The 18,722-nt window shown below is 67.2% G+C and carries 16 protein-coding genes and 1 tRNA gene; 12 read left to right on the plus strand and 5 right to left on the minus strand.

Annotated features, from left to right (window positions below):
- The 5 genes from DQP57_RS20855 to DQP57_RS20875 form a co-directional block, all read left to right on the plus strand.
- The coding region (locus DQP57_RS20855; RefSeq protein WP_205869193.1) for an ATP-binding cassette domain-containing protein at positions 1 to 2,168 on the plus strand (2,168 nt) is incomplete at its 5' end.
- A gap of 93 nt (positions 2,169 to 2,261) precedes the next feature.
- The gene (locus DQP57_RS20860; RefSeq protein WP_165821861.1) at positions 2,262 to 2,723 is read left to right on the plus strand and encodes a DUF402 domain-containing protein; all 462 of its coding nucleotides are present in this window, start codon (positions 2,262 to 2,264) and stop codon (positions 2,721 to 2,723) included.
- The gene (ligD, locus tag DQP57_RS20865) at positions 2,720 to 3,718 is read left to right on the plus strand and encodes a non-homologous end-joining DNA ligase (protein WP_112634605.1); all 999 of its coding nucleotides are present in this window, start codon (positions 2,720 to 2,722) and stop codon (positions 3,716 to 3,718) included. Before DQP57_RS20860 ends, ligD begins: the two co-directional genes overlap by 4 nt.
- Positions 3,719 to 3,763: 45 nt before the next feature.
- Entirely contained in the window at positions 3,764 to 4,549 is a 786-nt protein-coding gene (locus DQP57_RS20870) for an Fpg/Nei family DNA glycosylase (RefSeq protein WP_112634588.1), read from the plus strand.
- A 48-nt stretch (positions 4,550 to 4,597) separates the two neighbouring features.
- On the plus strand, positions 4,598 to 5,005 hold the full coding sequence (locus DQP57_RS20875) for a hypothetical protein (protein ID WP_112634589.1): 408 nt from the start codon (positions 4,598 to 4,600) through the stop codon (positions 5,003 to 5,005).
- On the opposite strand, the gene coaE is transcribed toward DQP57_RS20875, so the two are convergent.
- The 3 genes from coaE to polA form a co-directional block, all read right to left on the minus strand.
- Complete coding sequence (gene coaE, locus DQP57_RS20880) at positions 5,002 to 6,216, minus strand: dephospho-CoA kinase (protein WP_112634590.1); 1,215 nt, start codon at positions 6,214 to 6,216, stop codon at positions 5,002 to 5,004. The genes DQP57_RS20875 and coaE overlap by 4 nt on opposite strands.
- A 6-nt stretch (positions 6,217 to 6,222) precedes the next feature.
- On the minus strand, positions 6,223 to 7,659 hold the full coding sequence (rpsA, locus tag DQP57_RS20885; RefSeq protein WP_112634591.1) for a 30S ribosomal protein S1: 1,437 nt from the start codon (positions 7,657 to 7,659) through the stop codon (positions 6,223 to 6,225).
- Between the two features lie 226 nt (positions 7,660 to 7,885).
- Positions 7,886 to 10,546, minus strand: a complete 2,661-nt coding sequence (gene polA / locus DQP57_RS20890; protein WP_165821862.1) for a DNA polymerase I — start codon at positions 10,544 to 10,546, stop codon at positions 7,886 to 7,888.
- Positions 10,547 to 10,710: 164 nt separating this feature from the next.
- Here polA and DQP57_RS20895 point away from each other — a divergent pair, with 164 nt between their 5' ends.
- Positions 10,711 to 11,154, plus strand: a complete 444-nt coding sequence (locus tag DQP57_RS20895) for a Zn-ribbon domain-containing OB-fold protein (protein WP_112634593.1) — start codon at positions 10,711 to 10,713, stop codon at positions 11,152 to 11,154.
- Complete coding sequence (locus DQP57_RS20900; protein ID WP_112634594.1) at positions 11,151 to 12,353, plus strand: lipid-transfer protein; 1,203 nt, start codon at positions 11,151 to 11,153, stop codon at positions 12,351 to 12,353. The genes DQP57_RS20895 and DQP57_RS20900 overlap by 4 nt, the downstream gene beginning before the upstream one ends.
- A gap of 142 nt (positions 12,354 to 12,495) precedes the next feature.
- Here the strand turns inward: DQP57_RS20900 and DQP57_RS20905 are convergent, their stop codons facing one another.
- Positions 12,496 to 13,113: an ANTAR domain-containing response regulator gene (locus DQP57_RS20905; protein ID WP_112634595.1), complete on the minus strand. Its 618-nt coding sequence runs from the start codon at positions 13,111 to 13,113 to the stop codon at positions 12,496 to 12,498.
- 112 nt (positions 13,114 to 13,225) lie between these two features.
- Here DQP57_RS20905 and DQP57_RS20910 point away from each other — a divergent pair.
- Positions 13,226 to 13,299: transfer RNA gene (locus DQP57_RS20910), tRNA-Leu, on the plus strand.
- A 392-nt stretch (positions 13,300 to 13,691) separates the two neighbouring features.
- Here DQP57_RS20910 and DQP57_RS20915 read toward each other — a convergent pair.
- The gene (locus DQP57_RS20915) at positions 13,692 to 13,886 is read right to left on the minus strand and encodes a hypothetical protein (RefSeq protein ID WP_112634606.1); all 195 of its coding nucleotides are present in this window, start codon (positions 13,884 to 13,886) and stop codon (positions 13,692 to 13,694) included.
- Between the two features lie 203 nt (positions 13,887 to 14,089).
- On the opposite strand from DQP57_RS20915, the gene DQP57_RS20920 reads away from it, so the two are divergent.
- The 4 genes from DQP57_RS20920 (at position 14,090) to cydB (ending at position 18,709) form a co-directional block, all read left to right on the plus strand.
- Positions 14,090 to 15,421: an adenylate/guanylate cyclase domain-containing protein gene (locus tag DQP57_RS20920; protein ID WP_112634596.1), complete on the plus strand. Its 1,332-nt coding sequence runs from the start codon at positions 14,090 to 14,092 to the stop codon at positions 15,419 to 15,421.
- Positions 15,422 to 15,448: 27 nt separating this feature from the next.
- Positions 15,449 to 16,072, plus strand: coding sequence for an HdeD family acid-resistance protein (locus DQP57_RS20925; RefSeq protein WP_430919873.1), 624 nt, complete (start codon positions 15,449 to 15,451; stop codon positions 16,070 to 16,072).
- An 89-nt stretch (positions 16,073 to 16,161) separates the two neighbouring features.
- Complete coding sequence (locus tag DQP57_RS20930) at positions 16,162 to 17,634, plus strand: cytochrome ubiquinol oxidase subunit I (RefSeq protein WP_112634598.1); 1,473 nt, start codon at positions 16,162 to 16,164, stop codon at positions 17,632 to 17,634.
- A 34-nt stretch (positions 17,635 to 17,668) separates the two neighbouring features.
- Entirely contained in the window at positions 17,669 to 18,709 is a 1,041-nt protein-coding gene (gene cydB / locus DQP57_RS20935) for a cytochrome d ubiquinol oxidase subunit II (RefSeq protein WP_112634599.1), read from the plus strand.
- The last annotated feature ends 13 nt before the right edge of the window (positions 18,710 to 18,722 follow it).

Raw genomic sequence — 18,722 nt, forward strand, 5'->3', positions numbered from 1 at the left:
CACCGGCGCCGCGCGGCACGCCGCCCGAGGAGCGGACCGTCATCGACCCCGGCTCACCGGCAAGGCTGCAGGTCACCCCGCCCCCCGCGAGCGAAACCGACTCCCCACCACAGGTAGCCGCAACGCCCGCAGCGGAATTCACGGTGATCGACGCCAAGACGGCCGACGTGTCGAACCTGGCGACGCGTTTTGTGAAATTGCTCTCGCCGCGCGCGTCGTCCGCCGCGGGCACCGTCGGCGCCATGACGATCGGCCGGGCCGCCGAGAACGACATCGTCGTCTCCGACGTGTTGGCCTCCCGTCAGCACGCCACGCTGGTGCCCACCCAGCTGGGCACCGAGATCCGCGACAACAGCGTCAACGGGACGTTCGTCAACGGCACCCGGGTCGGGTCGGCCATCCTGTCCGAGGACGACATCGTCACCATCGGCAACGTCGACCTGGTGTTCCGCGACGGCACCCTGACCGAACGCGGCGGCGCCGCCACCCGCACCGGCGGCCTCGAGGTGCGCAACGTCGCCTACGTCGTCGACAACGGCAAGCAGTTGCTCGACGACATCTCGCTGACCGCGCGACCCGGCACGCTGACCGCCGTCATCGGCGGTTCGGGTGCGGGCAAGAGCACGCTGGCCCGGCTGATCGCCGGATACACCACCCCGACGTCGGGCTCAGTGACGTTCGAGGGACACAACATTCACGCCGAATACGCGTCCCTGCGCAGCAGGATCGGCATCGTCCCGCAGGACGACGTGGTGCACCGCCAGCTGACCATCAACCAGGCGCTCGGTTACGCCGCCGAGCTGCGGCTGCCGCCCGACACCAGCAAGGCCGACCGGGCGCGGGTGGTCGCCCAGGTGCTCGAGGAACTCGACCTGACCCGGCACGCCGACACCCGCGTCGAAAAGCTCTCCGGCGGGCAGCGCAAACGCGCCTCGGTGGCCCTGGAGCTGCTGACAGGGCCCTCGCTGCTGATCCTCGACGAGCCGACCTCCGGGCTGGATCCCGCGCTGGATCTGCAGGTCATGACGATGCTGCGGCAGCTGGCCGACGCCGGCCGGGTCGTGCTGGTGGTGACGCACTCGCTGTCCTACCTGGACGTCTGCGACCAGGTGCTGCTGATGGCCCCCGGCGGGAAGACCGCCTACTGCGGCGCGCCGGACCAGATCGGTGGGGCGATGGGCACCACCAACTGGGCGAAGATCTTCACCCAGGTGGGCGCCGACCCGGAAGAAGCCAATCGCCGCTTCCTGGAACAGAACGAGGCCCAGAAGCGGCCGCAGCGGTACCTGCCGGACAAGACCGACGAGCCGAGCAGCCTCGGGGAACCGGTGCACACCAGCGTGCGGCGCCAGATTTCGACGATCGCCCGACGGCAGGTTCGCCTGGTGATCGCCGACCGCGCGTACTTCGTCTTCCTGGCGCTGCTGCCGTTCATTTTGGGCTCGCTGTCGTTGACCGTCCCGGGCAGCAACGGCTTTCACGTTCCCGCACCGAACGCGGGGACGCCCGATGAGGCCGCGCAGATACTGGCCCTGCTGATGCCGGCCGCGGCATTCATGGGCACCGCCTTGACAATTCGCGACCTGGTCGGCGAGCGCGCCATCTTCCAGCGTGAGCAGGCGGTGGGCCTGTCGAGGACCGCCTACCTGCTCGCCAAGAGCGCGGTGTTCTGCGGGTTCGCGATACTGCAGTCGGCGATCGTGACGGCGATCGTGGTGATCGGCAAGAGCGCCCCGACGCGCGGCGCGGTGCTGTTCGGCCACTCGAGCGTCGGGGCCACCGTCGAACTGTTCGCCACCGTCGCGGCGACGTGCGTCGCCTCGGCCGTTCTGGGACTGGCGATTTCGTCGCTGGTGCGCTCCAGCGAGCAGATCATGCCGCTGTTCGTGGTGGCGGTGATGGCGCAGTTGGTGCTGTGCGGCGGGATGGTGCCGGTGACCGGGCGGCTCGGCCTGAACCAGCTGTCGTGGGCGATGCCGGCGCGGTGGGGCTACGCCGCGGCGTCGTCGACGGTGGATCTGCGTCACCTGGTGCCCGACACTCTGCTGTCCCAGGACCGGTTCTGGCAGCACACGCCGAAGATGTGGCTGCTCGACATGGGCATGCTCGCCGCCTTGTCGATCTTCTACGCCGGCTTCGTGCGATGGAAGATCCGGTTGCGCCGGTAACGAGCCCGCCGGCGGTAGGGTGACACCATTCACCCGCCCAAGCACGAGACGTTCGACCTGGTGGCCCGCACGAACACCGATCCCAAGGGCATCGTGCGGACCGTCGACGAGTACGCCGTGCACCCGTGGGGCCTCTACGTCGCCCGGCCCACTCCCGGTCGCGCGCAGTTCCATTACCTCGAGTCGTGGCTGCTGCCGTCGTTGGGGTTGCGCGCCACGGTGTTTCACTTCAACCCCGGCCACGAACGCGACCTCGATTTCTACCTCGATGTCGGCGAATACTCGCCCGGCCCCACCGCGTGGCATTCCGAGGACCACTACCTGGACATCGAGGTCCGCACCGGCATCGGGGCGGACCTCACCGACGTCGACGAGCTGCTGGACGCCGTCCGCCACGGCCTGCTGACCCCCGAGGTCGCCGCGCAGGCGGTGCGGCGCGCGGTGGCCGCCGTCGACGGGCTGGCCCACAACAGCTATGACCTGTCGCGGTGGCTGGCACACCACGGCATGGAGTTGACTTGGCGCGGGCGGCCCGCATCGCCGGACGGGTCATGACGGACTTCGCCGGTCTGCCTCCCGCGGTGCGCGCGGCGCTGCGCGACGAGCCCGTGCCGGACTGGCGGGCCCCCGCCCTGGCCACGCTCACCGAGGATCGATTCTGCGATCCGCACTGGATCTTCGAGCGCAAGTTCGACGGCATGCGCTGCCTGGCGTTTCGCGACGGCGACCGGATACGGCTGTTGTCGCGAAACCGTCAGCCGCTCAACGGAACCTATCCTGAGCTGGTGGATGCGCTCGCCGCCCAGCGCACCACTCGCTTCGTCGTGGACGGCGAGGTGGTGGCGTTCGAGGGTCGCCGGACCAGCTTTGCCCGGTTGCAGGGCCGGCTGGGCATCACCGACCCCGAACTGGCCCGCGCCTCCCCGGTGCGTGTCTTCTACTACGTCTTCGACCTGCTGCATCTCGATGGCGAATCCACCGTCGACGTGCCCCTGTTGTGGCGTAAGAGGTTGCTGCGCAAGGCGATCGATTTCACCGACCCGCTGCGCTACGCGCCGCACCGCGTCGAGGACGGGATCGCCGTCTACCGGGCCGCGTGCGCGCGCGGTGACGAAGGGGTGATCGCCAAACTGGCCGACTCCACCTATGCAGGCGGTCGCTCGCGCACGTGGCTGAAGTTCAAATGCGTGCGCGACCAGGAATTCGTGGTCGGTGGCTACACCGGCCCGAAGGGCAGCCGAGTGGAGTTAGGCGCGCTGCTGCTGGGGTATTACCAGGGCGATGAGTTGCGCTACGCCGGCAAGGTCGGCACCGGTTTCGACGACGCCACACTGCACCGCTTGCACGAGCGGCTCTCGGCCCTCGCGCAAGACGCGTCGCCGTTTGTGCGGGGCGCGGTGCGCGAGACCGGTGCGCGGTGGGTTCGCCCCGAGCTGGTGGTCGAGATCGGCTTCAGCGAGTGGACCCGCGACGGAAAGCTCCGCCATCCACGCTATCTCGGTGTGCGCACCGACAAGGCCCCCACCGAGGTGGTCAGGGAGACACGCTGATGCCCGGCCTTGAAGCAGGGCCGGGACAACCACCGCCGCAGCCGCATGCCTGAATTGCCTGACGTGGAAGGGTTTCGGCGGCAACTGGCCGCCGCACTGCCGGGACGGCGGATCCGGCACGTGCAGGTGCACGATCCCGGTGTGCTGCGAAACGCCACCGCGACGACGCTGGCCCGCCGCTTGACCGGGCGGCGCTTTGCCGATCCACGCCGGCACGGCAAGTGGCTGGTGCTGCCCACCGACGGCTCGACGCTGCTGATCCACAGCGGGATGACGGGCCGACCGTACTACGCCGCCGACGACGCCGCCCATGACCCCTACGAGCGACTGGCCCTCTCGCTGGACGAGGGCGAGCTGCGCTATGCCGACCTCCGCAAATTGCGCGGCGTGTGGCTGGCCGACGATCCGGACGATATCGCCCATGTCACCGGTCCTCAAGGCCCCGACGCGCTGGCGCTGGACCTGCGCGAGTTCCGCGACGTGGTGGGCCGGCGATCGGCGCGATCGCGGCGGCTGAAGCCCACGCTGATGGACCAGTCGGTGATCGCCGGGCTCGGCAATCTGCTGACCGACGAGATCTGTTGGCGGGCCAAACTTCGTCCCACCCTGCCGATTACGGAGCTGGTCGACGACGACGTGAGGGGCCTGCATCGCGCGATGACGCAGGTGCTGAAGACCGCGGTGCGGCATGGCCGGGTCCCGGGCCTGCCGCGCTGGCTGACCGGGGTGCGTGACGAACCGGACCCGCACTGCCCGCGCTGCGGCACCCGGCTCGCGCGTGCCCGGGTGGGTGGCCGCACGACGCTGTGGTGCCCGCACTGCCAGCCGTAGGGCAAACGATCTGGCCACCCGATCGGGCTGGTTGTAATGTCAGCGGCTATGAGCTGCAAAGCCCGCCGGCTGTTACCGATCGCCGCCGTGACCGCGATCGCCGTGGTGAATGCTGCGACGGCACGGGCGGATCTGCACAACATCACCTACCGGGCCAGGATCGACGGGGTCACGACCGGCAGCCAGGCCACCTTCGTGATCAACGGCGGTCAGACGAACACGGCCGGGCTGAGCTCGATGCCCGGCAACGCATTCGAGGCCGACACGGTGTTGCCCGACCCGCAACAGGCCGGCATGCGCATCGTGGTGCGCTTCCCGTACGCGGCGAACGTGCACTGTGAAATCGATGTGGACGACAACGTTTTCGTCCAGGCCGACCAGATGGTCAGGGCGGTGGCGGGAAGCGCCGACCCCAATAACGGGGCGCTGCAGTGCGGGGCGCCCCTGCCCGGCTAGGGCTTCCAGCCCGACGAGTCGGCCCACTCCCAGGCCCGCCGGTAGGCGTCGAGGAACCACGGCTCCTTGGCCTCGACATAGCGCAGGATGTCTCCGCCGCCAGTGCTGTCGGCTCTGCGTTTTACGGTCAGATACTCGGCGCGCACAGCGGGATTGGCTTTGAGCCAGTCCACGCACAGCAGGGCGAACTGCTGATTGGGCCAGCCGTCGGCCCGGATGTGCACATTGGTGGGCCGACCGGGATCCGCCGAGGCGTGAATTCGCTTGGCCCACAGGGCTGGATCGTCCTGGCGGTCGTAGCGGCCCACGGTGCTACGGGCGTCGGTCTTGGCGACGTCTTCGACGATCCGCTCGATCCGCGGGTACCCGGCGGCCAGCAACGGTTCGACGAGTTCGTCGGCGACGGCGAGGGATTCGACGGTGATCTGGATGTCGATGACGTCCTTGGCCGGAAAGTCCGGTACGGCCGTCGAGCCGATGTGATCGACGCGCAGGGCGCGGTGACCGCAGCTGGTCTTCAACCGGTTCACGATTCGTTGCGCCTGGTCGGCCCAGCTCGGGTTGGGCGGCACCAGTCGGGCCGGCGCCTGGGCGATCCGGCGCGCGCTCAGGTTGTGCGCGAACGGCACGATGCGGTTGTCCCACACGTCCTCGGCGCGCCGCGCCAACTCCTCGGGGGTGCCCGAGTTGTCCAGCCAGATGTCGGCGACCGCGCGGCGCTGCTCGTCGCTGGCCTGCGCAGCGATCCTCGCCCGCGCGTCTTCCTCGGCCATGCCGCGCTGGTCGACCAGCCGCCGCAGCCGCACCTCGACGTCGGCGAACACGATGACGACGAGCGGGAACAGCGGGGCCATCCCGGATTCCACCAGCAGCGGGATGTCCTCGACCACCACGGAATCCTCGGGCACCGACGCGATGATCTCCGAACGGCGATTGCCCACCAGGGGGTGGACAATCCCGTTCAGCGTCTTGCGTGCCTCGTCGTCGCGAAACGCCTTGGCCGCCAACGCCGGCCGATCCAGCGATCCGTCCGCGAGCAGGATGTCGCTCCCGAACGCCTCGACCAGCGCGGCCAGGCCCTCGGTTCCGGGCTGGACCACCTCACGCGCGATGACGTCACCGTCGACGATGACGGCACCGCGCCGCGCGAACGTGGACGACAGCGCCGATTTACCGGCGCCGATGCCACCGGTCAACCCGATACGCAGCATCCGCGATTAGGCGTTGCCGGCGAGTTTCTCCCGCAGCGCGGCCAATTGGGCGTCGCTGGCCAGCGATCCGCCCGCCTTCTCCTCGCGCGCACCGTTGCCCGGCGACTGCTCGGCGTGCCCGGCGGCCTCGGCGGCGGCGAACTTCTCCATCTGCGCCGTGTGCATCTTGTGCCGGCGCTCGGCCTCGGCGTAGCGGGCCTCCCACTCGGCGCGCTGCTTGTCGAATCCCTCGAGCCATTCGTTGGTCTCGGAATCGAAGCCCTCGGGGAAGATGTAGTTGCCCTGCTCGTCGTAGCTGTCGGCCATGCCGTACTTCGCCGGGTCGAACTCCTCGGTGTAGTCCTCGTTGGCCTGCTTGAGCGACAACGAGATTCGGCGGCGCTCCAGGTCGATGTCGATGACCTTGACCATCGCGTCGTCGCCGACGGCGACCACCTGGTCGGGCACCTCGACGTGACGCTCGGCCAGCTCGGAGATGTGCACCAGGCCCTCGATGCCCTCCTCGACCCGCACGAACGCACCGAAGGGAACCAGCTTGGTGACCTTGCCGGGCACGATCTGGCCGATGGCGTGGGTGCGAGCGAAGTGGCGCCACGGGTCTTCCTGAGTCGCCTTGAGCGACAACGAAACCCGTTCGCGGTCCATGTCGACGTCCAGGACCTCGACGGTGACCTCGTCGCCCACCTGAACGACCTCGGACGGGTGGTCGATGTGCTTCCAACTCAACTCGGAGACGTGCACCAGACCGTCCACACCGCCGAGGTCGACGAACGCGCCGAAGTTGACGATGGAGGAGACGACACCCTTGCGGATGGCACCCTTTTGCAGCTGGTTGAGGAACTCGCTGCGCACCTCGGACTGGGTCTGCTCCAGCCACGCGCGGCGCGACAGCACCACGTTGTTGCGGTTCTTGTCCAGCTCGATGATCTTGGCTTCGATCTCCTTGCCGATGTACGGCTGCAGGTCGCGGACGCGGCGCATCTCGACCAGCGAGGCGGGCAGGAAGCCACGCAACCCGATGTCGAGGATCAGGCCACCCTTGACCACCTCGATGACGGTGCCCTTGACGGCCTCGTCCTTCTCCTTGAGCGCCTCGATGGTGCCCCAGGCGCGCTCGTACTGCGCGCGCTTCTTGGACAGGATCAGGCGACCCTCTTTGTCCTCCTTGGTGAGGACCAGGGCTTCGACCTCATCACCGACGGAAACGACCTCGTTGGGGTCGACATCGTGCTTGATGGAGAGTTCGCGGGCGGGGATGACCCCTTCGGTCTTGTAGCCGATATCGAGGAGCACCTCGTCCCGGTCCACTTTGACGATCGTGCCTTCGACGATGTCGCCATCGTTGAAGTACTTGATCGTTTTGTCTATTGCGGCGAGAAAGTCCTCGCTCGAGCCAATGTCGTTGACGGCTACTTGCGGCGAGGTGACGGCGGGACTCGGCATATTGTTGGGTTGCTCCGGACAGGTTGGGTCGTAGGGACAATTCTGGATTTACCTGTCGAGGCTACTCGACTGGGCTCATGCTGGCCAAACCCAGCACCGGCGCCGCTGGGCGAACGGTCGCGCCGAAGGTAACGCCTCGGCGAATTTTCGCCGCGATTCTTCGCCGTGACGTTACGCTCGGCGGCCAATTGATCAGCAAGTATGTGCTCGAAGCTGGGACGCGTGGTCAGTGCGCCGCGGCGTCCCAGGAGCGGCCGTAGCCCACCGACACCTCCAGCGGAACGTCGAGCGGGTAGGCGCCGCCCATCTTCTCGCGGGCCAGCGCTTCGAGCTGTTCCCGCTCGCCGGGCGCAACCTCGAACAGCAGCTCGTCGTGCACCTGCAGCAGTATCCGGGAGGACAGCCCGGCGGCTTTGATGGCCTTGTCGACCTCGAGCATCGCCACCTTGATGATGTCGGCCGCGCTGCCCTGGATGGGCGCGTTGAGCGCGGCCCGCTCGGCGGCCTCGCGCACCTGACGGTTGCTGCTGTCGAGCTCGGGCAGGTAGCGACGGCGGCCGAAGACCGTCGACGTGTACCCGTCCTTGCGGGCCTGGTCGACGACGTCCATCAGGTAGTCGCGCACCCCGCCGAACCGGGCGAAGTACTGCTCCATCTGATCTTTGGCTTCTTCGGTCGAGATCTTGAGTTGGGCGGACAGCCCGTAGGCGCTCAGCCCGTACGCCAGGCCGTACGACATCGCCTTGACCCGGCGGCGCAGCTCGGCGGTGACCTCCTCGATCGGGACGCCGAACGCCCGCGACGCGACGAAGGAGTGCAGGTCCTCCCCCGTGTTGAACGCCTCGATCAGGCCCTCGTCCTTGGACAGGTGGGCCATGATCCGCATCTCGATCTGGCTGTAGTCGGCCGTCATCAGCTCGCTGTAGCCGTCGCCGACCACGAACGCGTCGCGGATTCGCCGGCCCGCCTCGGTGCGGATCGGGATGTTCTGCAGGTTCGGCTCGGTCGACGACAACCTGCCCGTCGCGGCGATGGTCTGGTTGAACGTGGTGTGGATGCGTCCGTCCGAGGCAACGGAATTCAGCAGTCCGTCGACGGTGACCTTGAGCCGGGTGGCATCGCGGTGGGCCAGCAGATGCTGCAGGAACGGATGGCCGGTCTTGTCGAAGAGCGATTGCAAGGCGTCCGCGTCGGTGGTGTATCCGGTCTTGGTGCGCTTGGTCTTCGGCATCTCCAGCTCGTCGAAGAGCACCGCCTGCAACTGTTTGGGCGAGCCCAGGTTGATCTGCTTGCCGATCACCGCGTACGCCGCCTCGGCCGCATCCCGGATCTGCTGGGCGAAATCGCTTTGCAGTTCGGTGAGCAGGTCCAAATCGACTGCGATGCCGGCGTTTTCCATGCCCGCCAGCACGGCCTGCACCGGCAGCTCCATGCCGCTCAGCAGCGAGGTGGAGTTGATGCGGGCCAGCTCCTCGTCGAGGGCGTCGGCGAGATCCAGCACCGCCACGGCCCGCAGGATCAGCGTCTGCACCGCCTGATCGTCGGTGCCCTCGTCATCGTCGAGCAGCGAAAGTTGTTGCTGTTCAGGGTTTTCCGCACGCAGTTCGCGGCGCAGGTAGCGCAGCGAGAGGTCGTCGAGGGAGAAGCTGCGCTGCCCGGGGCGCACCAGGTAGGCCGCCAGCGCGGTATCGGAGGTGACGCCGGCCAGCGTCCAGCCCCGTCCGGCCAGGTCGTGCATCGCCAGCTTGGCTTCGTGCAACGCCTTGGGTGGGCCCGGGTCGGCCAGCCACGACGCCAGTGCCGCTTCGTCTTCGGGATCCAGCGTGGAAGTGTCGATGTAGCGGCCCTCGCCGTCGGCGGACACGATGGCCAGCGCGGTGGCGTCGGCGTCGTAGGCCAAATGCGTCCCGACGACGGCCAGGCCGAACCGCTTGCCCGAGCTGTGCTCGGCCAGCCACACGGCCAGCTCGCCGGCCTCCAGCGCGCCGCCGCGCACGTCGAAGCCCTCGTCGACCTCGGGCTCCACCGCGGCCAGGGTTTCGAACAGCCGGTCCCGCAGCACCCGGAACTCCAGGTCGTCGAAGAGCCGGTGGATCTGGTCGCGGTCCCACGGTTGCAGCCGCAGCGTGTCCGGGGTCTGGGCCAGTGGCACGTCTTTGACGAGATCGGTCAGCTCGCGGTTGCGGATCACGCTGGCCAGGTGGGCGCGCAGCGCGTCACCCACCTTGCCGCGCACCGAGTCGACGTTGTCGACCAGCGCCTGCAGCGACCCGTATTCGCCGATCCACTTGGAGGCGGTCTTCTCCCCCACGCCGGGAATGCCGGGCAGGTTGTCACTGGGGTCGCCGCGCAGGGCGGCGAAGTCGGGGTATTGCTGCGGCGTCAACCCGTACTTCTCGACGACGGCATCCGGGGTGAAGCGGGTCAGCTCGCTGACCCCCTTGCGCGGATACAGCACCGTCACGTTGTCGCTGACCAGTTGCAACGAGTCGCGGTCGCCGGTGACCACAAGCACGCGGTAGCCCTCGCGCTCGGCCTGGGTGGCCAGCGTCGCGATGAGGTCGTCGGCCTCGAAGCCCTCCTCGGCCAGCACGGTGATGCCCAACGCCGCGAGGACTTCCTTGGTGATGTCGATCTGGCCGCGGAACTCGTCGGGCGTCGCCGACCGGTTGGCCTTGTACTCCGGGTAGCGCTCGGAGCGGAACGTCTGGCGTGACACGTCGAACGCCGCGGCGATGTGGGTCGGGGCTTCGTCGCGCAGCAGGTTGATCAGCATGGCGGTGAAGCCGTAGACCGCGTTGGTGGTCAGCCCGCCGCGGGTCTTGAAGTTCTCGGCGGGCAGCGCATAAAACGCCCGAAACGCCAGCGAGTTGCCGTCCAGCAGCATGAGCGTCGGCGTGGTCTGATCCTCGCTGGCCTTCGGGGTGGTTCTCGTGGCGGGCACGGGTCTCACTCTAGGCACCCGGTGTGACGCGGTAGGCGTCCCGACCGTGCCGCCGGCAGAACTGCAACACGTTTCAGTTTTGCGTTGGGGCTGGGTAGTCTGGCCGGGTGCCAGAGGTCACCAGTCAAGAACCCGCGATCGACGGATGGTTCGGCGCCGACGACGCCGGAAACCCGCATCTGATCGGCAGCAAGTGCCCCGAGTGCGGCACCTATGTCTTCCCGCCGCGGGAGAACAACTGCCCCAACCCGGCCTGCGCCAGCGACACCCTGGAATCCGTCGCCCTGTCGACCCGGGGAACGCTGTGGAGCTACACCGAGAACCGGTACCCGCCACCCGCGCCCTACCCGGCGGCTGACCCGTTCGAGCCGTTCGCCATCGCCGCGGTGGAGCTGGCCGACGAGGGCATCATCGTGCTCGGCAAGGTGGTCGAGGGCACGCTGGCGGCCGATCTGAAGGTCGGCATGCAAATGGAGCTGACCACCATGACCTTGTTCACCGACGCCGACGGCGTCGAACGCCTGGTGCACGCCTGGAGGATCGCGAAATGAGCACTCCCGAACCGCTCTACATCCTGGGCGCCGGCATGCATCCCTGGGGCAAATGGGGCCGCGACTTCACCGAATACGGCGTGGTCGCCGCGCGCGCCGCGCTGGCCGAGGCCGGGCTGGACTGGCAACAGATCCAGCTGGTGGCCGGCGCCGACACCATCCGCAACGGCTACCCGGGTTTCATCGCGGGGTCGACCTTCGCGCAGAAGCTGGGCTGGAACGGCGTGCCGGTCAGCTCCAGCTACGCGGCCTGCGCCAGCGGCTCGCAGGCGCTGCAGAGCGCGCGCGCCCACATCCTGGCGGGCTTCTGCGACGTCGCGCTGGTGATCGGGGCGGACACCACACCCAAGGGCGCGTTCGCCCCGGTCGGCGGTGAGCGCAAAAACGACCCCGACTGGCAGCGCTTCCACTTGATCGGCGCGATGAACCCCGTGTACTTCGCGCTGCTCGCGCGCCGCCGCATGGACCTCTACGGCGCGACGTCCGAGGACTTCGCCGCGGTGAAGGTGAAGAACTCCGCGCACGGCCTGCAGAACCCGAATGCCCGCTACCGCAAGGAATCGTCCATCGAGGATGTGCTGGCCAGCCCGGTGGTGTCCGACCCGCTGCGCCAGCTCGACATCTGCGCCACCTCCGACGGCGCCGCGGCGCTGATCGTGGCCAGCGCCGAGTTCGCCCGCAAGCACCTCGGCTCGCTCGAGGGCGTGCCGTCGGTGCGCGCGGTCAGCACGGTCACGCCGCGGTATCCGCAGCATCTTCCCGAATTGCCGGACATCGCAACGGATTCCGCCGCCGCCGTGGCCGCACCGGAGCGGGTGTTCAAGGATCAGATCCTCGACGCGGCCTACGCCGAGGCGGGCATCGGACCCGAGGACGTGAGCCTGGCCGAGGTCTACGACCTGAGCACCGCGCTCGAACTCGACTGGTACGAGCACCTGGGGCTGTGCGCCAAGGGCGAGGCGGAGGAGCTGCTGCGCAGCGGCGCGACCACGATCGGCGGCAGGGTCCCGGTCAACCCCTCGGGCGGGCTGGCGTGCTTCGGCGAGGCGATTCCCGCGCAGGCGATCGCTCAGGTCTGCGAGCTGACCTGGCAGCTGCGGGGCCAGGCCACCGGCCGGCAGGTGGAGAACGCCACGGTCGGGGTGACCGCGAATCAGGGGCTGTTCGGCCACGGCTCGTCGGTGATCGTCGCGCGCTAAGGGCTACGGCCACTGTTGTTGTGCAACCACGGCTTTCAGTGTGCAACCACGGCGGCTGCCGTCGGCGTGTCGCCGCCCTCAGCGCACACTCGATGCCGCGCGTTCACACTCGACGGTCGTCGCCCGGGCGCATGACCGAAGGTCAGGCGTCTTTGGGCGGGTCGAGGGTTTCCAGGACGACTTCGGCCACCCGCTTCATCGTGGTCCTGCGGTCCATCGCGGCCCGTTGAATCCACTTGAAGGCCTCGGGCTCGGTCATACCCTGTTCGCTCTGCAGCAGCCCCTTGGCGCGCTCGACGAGCTTGCGGGTCTCCAGCCGGTCGGACAACGAGGCCACCTCGCGTTCGAGCTCGGCGATCTCACTGAAGCGACTGACGGCCAGCTCGATGGCCGGGATGAGGTCGCTGATGGTGAACGGCTTCACCAGATAGGCCATCGCGCCGGCGTCGCGCGCCCGCTCCACCAGGTCACGCTGGCTGAAGGCGGTCAGGACGACGATCGGCGCGATCCGCTTGCTGGCGATCTCCGAGGCCGCGTCGATGCCGTCGCGGCGCGGCATCTTCACATCCATGATCACCAGATCGGGCTGGTGACGCTCGGCCAGCTCGACGGCTTCCTGCCCGTCGCCGGCCTCCCCGACAATCTCGTAACCCTCCTCCCGGAGCATCTCGGCGAGATCCATGCGGATGAGCGCTTCGTCTTCAGCGATCAGGACCCGGCGCGGCACAGCGGCGTCGGTGTCGGTCGTGGGGCCTGTCATAACGAATATTGTGTCGTGCACGCCGCAGACCAGCGACCTCGGGGGCGGTGAGGCGGGTGAGCACTCCTGATCCTCTATGGTGGGAGGCTGCCTCTAAGGTAAGAGGCCGCACGCCCTCGTATCCCAACTGGCAGAGGAAACGGATTCAAAACCCGTCCAGTGTGAGTTCGAATCTCACCGAGGGCACCGCAAGCGTTCGACACCGCGGCGTGGGACCGCCGAGGGGCACCTCTGTTCGGTACCCGGCCAGCAGGTCTCCAGCATTTAAGTTAACGGACGGTTTGTAAATTCGGCTAAAAACATCCCAACGGTATGCGTTCCGTTCGTTTTGATTAACTGCGTGCATAAATTAATGGGACGCATTCCGAGGCAAAGTTCTATGAAAATAATCGCTCGCTTGAATTCATTCATTTTTCCACCGTCGTTGCCGCGCGATCCGCGCCCTCGTGGCCGGCGGCGCCGACACGCACCGGCGACACCCGGCCGTCCACCGGGTTAGCGATCCCCCCGACCCAGCACACCGCGCCGGGCCCGACGTCGCATCGGCGCCGCAGCGGCGAAACGGCAAGTGCGCCAGGTCAATCGCCGATTGAGCGGGTGACGCACATCTGACCCGAGGCCGACACGTCCGCACCCGGCGAGTAGTTGCCGATGGAATCGGTGGCGACCCGCAGTAGCCAGCCGGGCTGGCCACAGGCGGCGCTACAGCCCTCCAGCAAGAACGCGGTGGAAACGAGGATTGACGCAAGAACAAACCTCTTGAGACCCGCCATCAGGCACCCCTTAGTCGAGGCGAAACACGCGTCCATGAGCCCTGCAGAACACGTGTTAAATAACCCTATTCAATGACTCCTAAACCCGATTACAGCCCGATAACAAGAACTGTTATCAGACCCGGAAACTTACGGGGGCGAAAACGCTGATTTTCCTAAAAGACAGCCCCGGAGCGTGCCGTCCAGCGGTTAGGCTGGCACCCGTGGCGGCCAAGAAGTGTGGTGGCCCACCAACATGCCCAGAAGGCTCCTCGGGGCGCCCGGACTGCGTGGCCGCGGCGCGCGCCCAGTCACGCGACCGCAATCAGCACTACGCCGACAGCGCCGCACGCGAATTCCGGGTGCTCTCAATCGCGGCCTGGCTGGCCGTCGTCGTCTGCACCACTTTCGTGGTGCTGCAGCTGGTCACCGGTGCCTGGATTTGGCAGATCGTCGCCGTCAACGTCGTCTCGGCCCCGATCTTCGCGACCGTGCCGTGGCTGCACCGGTTCGGCGAACGGGTTGCGCCGCTGATCTTCATGGGCACGGCCTACGTCACGGTCTTCACCACCTGCTGGGACTCGGGCACCGCCTCGGGCGGCCAGTTCTTCTTGGTGGTGGGCGCCTGCCTGGTGGTGCTGGTGCTGGGACTCGACCACATCGTGCTGGCCGCGATCCTCGCGGCGATCGCCGCCGGCCTGATCATCGCCCTCGAATTTCTGGTCCCCCGCGACACCGGTCTGGTGCCGGCCTGGGCACAGTCCATGATGTTCGTCGTCACCATCGTCTCCGCCTGCGTCATGGTGTTCATCACGGTGTGGTACGCGCTGCGCGATACGCAGCGCGCCGAGACGGTGATGGAATCCGAGTACCAGCGGTCGGAAGCGCTGCTGGCCAACATGTTGCCGGGCAGCATCGCCGAGCGCCTCAAGAGTGCCGACCGAAACGTCATCGCCGACAAGTACGACGAGGCCTCCGTCCTGTTCGCCGACATCGTCGGCTTCACCGAACGCGCCAGCAGCACGGCGCCGGCGGACCTCGTGCAGTTCCTGGACCGGCTCTACAGCGCCTTCGACGAGTTGGTGGACAATTACGGCCTGGAGAAGATCAAGGTCAGCGGAGACTCCTACATGGTGGTCAGCGGGGTCCCGCGGGCGCGGCCGGATCACGCCTTCGCCCTGGCCGCGTTCGCTCTCGACATGGCCAATGTCGCTGCGACACTGCGTGATCCGCACGGCCAGCCGGTGGCGTTACGGATGGGCATGGCCTGCGGACCCGTCGTGGCCGGCGTCGTGGGCTCGCGCCGGTTCTTCTACGACGTGTGGGGCGACGCCGTCAACGTCGCGTCGCGGATGGAATCGACCGATTCGGTGGGCCGCATTCAAGTGCCCCAGGCGATGTACGAACGCCTCAAAAACGATTTCGTGCTGCAAGAGCGCGGGCGCATCGAAATCAAGGGCAAGGGCGTTATGCGCACGTGGTATCTAATCGGCCGCAAGGCAGGCGAAGAACCCACCGACCTGCGCGCCGAGGATCCACGCACGGTTCACGTCTGACCAAAGTCCCTGTACCACGGCACACGTTTGTGCCAGACTGCGGCCATGACTATCTCCCCTGGCTCTCCTGGCTCTCCTGGCTCTCCTGGAACCCACCCCGTTCCAAGCTTGCTGCCGCATCTGTGGAAATCCGCTCTGCTGTCGGGAATTCTGTCTCTTGTCCTCGGTGTCCTGGTGCTGGCGTGGCCGGGGATTTCCATCCTGACCGCCGCCGTTGCGTTCGGCGTTTATCTGCTGATTACCGGTATCGCGCAGGTCGTCTTCGCGTTCTCGCTTCACGTCTCGGCGGGCAGCCGGATCCTGCTGTTCATCAGTGGCGCAGCGTCGTTGATCCTGGCGTTGCTGGCCTTCCGCCATTTCGGTCAGGGATACGCAATCCTGTTGCTGGCCATCTGGATTGGCATCGGGTTCATCTTCCGCGGTGTGGCCACGACGATTTCGGCCGTCAGCGACCCGCACCTGCCGGGGCGGGGCTGGAACATCTTCGTCGGGGTGATCAGCCTGCTCGCCGGCATCGTGGTGCTGGCGTCCCCGTTCCAGTCCATCGTCACGCTGGCGATCGTGGTCGGTGCGTGGTTCGTCGTGATCGGCGTCTTCGAAATCATTTCGTCCTTCGGAATCCGCAAGGCCTCCAAGACCCTTACCAGCTGAGCGGGGCGCCGGTGGCGGCGGCGCCGACTCATCTACTACACTCTGTCGTAGCCGTTGGATCGGGCCTCCGCAGTCTCGGGAGATGACAGATGAATGTCGTCGATATTTCGCGATGGCAGTTCGGTATCACTACCGTCTACCACTTCATCTTCGTGCCACTCACGATCGGCTTGGCGCCGCTGATCGCCATCATGCAGACGGTGTGGGTGGCCACCGGCAACACCGCCTGGTACCGGCTGACCAAGTTCTTCGGCAAGCTGTTCCTGATCAACTTCGCCATCGGTGTGGCGACGGGGATCGTCCAGGAATTCCAGTTCGGGATGAACTGGTCGGAGTACTCGAAGTTCGTCGGCGACATCTTCGGTGCGCCACTGGCGATGGAGGGGCTGTTCGCCTTCTTCTTCGAGTCCACCTTCATCGGCCTGTGGATCTTCGGCTGGAGCCGGCTGCCGAAGCTGATACACCTGGCCTGCATCTGGACCGTGGCGTTCGGCGTCAACGCGTCGGCGTTCTTCATCATCGCGGCGAACTCGTTCATGCAGCACCCGGTCGGCGCCCACTACAACCCCGCGACGCGACGCGCCGAGCTGGATGACATCTTCGCCCTACTGTCCAACAACACTGCGCAGGCGGCGTTTTCACACACCGTGACCGGGGCGCTGCTGGTGGCGGGCACGTTCGTCGCCGCGGTGAGCGCATGGTGGATGGTGCGCTCGCGCCGGCCGGGTGCCACCACCCCCGAGGCACAAACCGACGCGCGCACCATGTTTCGGCCCGCGGCCATCCTGGGATGCGGGGTCGTGCTGCTCGCCACGGTCGGCTTGTTCTTCACCGGTGACCGCCAGGGCAAGCTGATGTTCGTCCAGCAGCCGATGAAGATGGCCTCGGCGGAAGCCTTGTGCCATACGCAGAACGACCCCGACTTCTCGGTGTTGACGATCGGAACGCACAACAACTGCGGCAGCGTCGCCGAAGTGATCAAGGTGCACTACGTGCTGCCGTTCCTGGCCGAAGGCAAGTTCAGCGGCGTGACCCTGCGCGGGGTGGACGAACTGCAGCAGGAGTATCAGCAGCGCTTCGGGCCCGATGACTACCGGCCGAACCTGTTCGTCACCTACTGGTCCTTCCGGGCGATGATCGGATTCCTGGCGATCCCCGTCCTGTTCGCCCTGACCGTGCTGTGGGTTACCCGCGGCGGGCGAACACCCCGCCGGCGCTGGATGTCGTGGTTCGCCCTGCTCACCATTCCCACGCCGTTTCTGGCCAACATCTCGGGGTGGGTGTTCACCGAGATGGGCCGCCAGCCATGGGTGGTGGCACCCAATCCCACTGGGGATCAATTGGTTCGGATGACGGTCCGCGAAGGGGTGTCGAATCACGTGCCCGGCATGGTCGTCACCTCGCTGGTGACCTTCACGCTCGTCTACGCGGTACTCGCGGTGCTCTGGTTCTTCCTGCTCAAGCGCTACGTCGTCGAAGGCCCGCTGGAGCACGACGCGGAACCCGCTCCCCCGCAGGCGCCCAGCGACGACGAGGTGGCACCCCTGTCCTTCGCGTACTGACGAGGGCTTAGCGGCGCCGAAAGGAGTTGAGACGGTGGGACTGCAGGAGTTGTGGTTCGGCATCATCGGGATGCTGTTTTTGGGTTTCTTCGTCCTCGAGGGCTTCGACTTCGGCGTGGGCATGCTGATGGAGCCGTTCGCGCGCGTCGGCATCGGCGAGCCGGAACCGCTGCGCCGCACGGCTCTCAACACCATCGGGCCGGTGTGGGACGGCAACGAGGTGTGGCTGATCGTCGGCGGCGCAGCGATGTTCGCCGCCTTCCCCGGCTGGTACGCCACCGTGTTCTCCACGCTGTACCTGCCGCTGCTGGCGATCCTGTTCGGCATGATCGTGCGCGCCGTGGCCATCGAATGGCGCGGCAAGATCGACGACACGAAATGGCGCGGCTGGGCCGACGCCGGCATCGCGGCCGGGTCATGGCTGCCGGCCGTCTTGTGGGGCGTCGCGTTCGCCATCCTGGTGCGCGGCCTGCCGGTGGGCGCCGACGGCCACATCCACCTGTCGATCTCCGACGTGCTGAACGCCTACACCCTGTTGGGCGGGCTGGCCACCGCCGCGTTGTTCATGCTCTACGGGGCGACGTTCGTCGCCTTGAAGACCTCCGGGGCCATCCGCGAGGACGCGTACCGGTTCGGTGTCTGGTTGTCGCTCCCGGCCACCGGATTGGTTGCCGCATTTGGCCTGTGGACCCAACTGGGCCACGGCAAGGATTGGACCTGGCTGGTGCTGGCCGCGGCGGTGGTGGCGCAATTGGCGGCGGTGCTGTTGGTGTGGCGGCGGGTGTCCGACGGCTGGGCGTTCACCTGCGTCGCGGTGGTGGTCGCTGCCGTGGTCGTCCTGCTCTTCGGTGCGCTGTATCCGAACCTGGTGCCCTCGACGCTGGACAAGCAGTGGAGTGTGACCATCTACAACGCGTCCTCCACGCACTACACCCTCAAGGTCATGACCTGGGTGACGGCCTTCATGGCCCCGCTGACGGTGGTTTACCAAGCCTGGTCGTATTGGATTTTCCGGCAACGGATCTCGGCCGACCGGATACCGGCGCCCATCGGGCTGGCAAGGCGCGCGTCCTGAGCAGTACCGACCG

The sequence above is a fragment of the Mycobacterium colombiense genome (assembly GCF_003284935.1).
Classification (GTDB): Bacteria; Actinomycetota; Actinomycetes; order Mycobacteriales; family Mycobacteriaceae; genus Mycobacterium; species Mycobacterium arosiense_A.